Origin of the sequence: Pseudomonas sp. P20 (assembly GCF_016463925.1) — a bacterium.
Taxonomy (GTDB): Bacteria; Pseudomonadota; Gammaproteobacteria; order Pseudomonadales; family Pseudomonadaceae; genus Pseudomonas; species Pseudomonas aeruginosa.
Map to the genome: position 1 here is coordinate 1 of NZ_JAEMVM010000043.1, position 723 is coordinate 723.

A 723-nucleotide genomic window follows, 5' to 3' on the forward strand; every position below is an offset into this window, starting at 1 on the left:
CGGAGAAAGACCCGATCGTTCGTGACTACCGGGACGCCCTGAAATTTCTGCAGCTCACCGCCGAGGGCAAGTTCTCCCTGGGGCAGGACGACCCGGTGGCCAACTCCACCAGCGGGGCTCCCCAGGTGGTGACTCCGGGCCGAACTTTCAGCCTCGATCAGTTGAAGGACTTCTGACATGTCCAGCGCTCCATTCGATCACAACCTGATCATTGAGCGCCTGAAGGATCAGGTAGCTGTCTTGGCGAGTGTCGGCGGTGCGGCGGACTTTGCTGCCATCAAGGCAGTCCGCGATTTCCGGACACCGACCGCCTACGTGATCCTCGCCGAAGAAACGCCGATGCCGCGCTCGTCCGGAGCACCCGGCGCAGCGACCCGGCAGATGGTCCAGGTGCGATTCGGTGTTGTGGTTGCAACCCGCAACTACCGGGACAACAAGGGCAAGAACGCGATGGACGATCTACGCCCGGTACTAGGACAGGTGCGAGATGCCCTGATCGGCTGGGTGCCGCCTGGTCTGGCGGGCGCCCGTGACTGTCAACTCATCCAGGGGCAGCCCGTGGACTATGACACGTCCGTTTTGATCTGGACCGACCTCTATCAGACCCAACACGCAATCGGGAGAACCTCATGAGCACCCCCGCCAAGAAACAGGACATCCCCGCCGTCTCAGTGCCGAAGGAGGAGAAGGTGACACTCACCGCTCATCACACGCACGCCGGCA

2 protein-coding genes are annotated in these 723 nt (G+C 62.2%); both read left to right on the plus strand.

Annotation, left to right across the window (positions count from 1 at the left end):
* Positions 1-14: 14 nt before the first annotated feature.
* Positions 15-176, plus strand: coding sequence for a hypothetical protein (locus JHD77_RS33310; protein WP_325099878.1), 162 nt, complete (start codon positions 15-17; stop codon positions 174-176).
* Position 177: 1 nt separating this feature from the next.
* Positions 178-633: a phage tail terminator protein gene (locus tag JHD77_RS33315; RefSeq protein ID WP_023657076.1), complete on the plus strand. Its 456-nt coding sequence runs from the start codon at positions 178-180 to the stop codon at positions 631-633.
* The last annotated feature ends 90 nt before the right edge of the window (positions 634-723 follow it).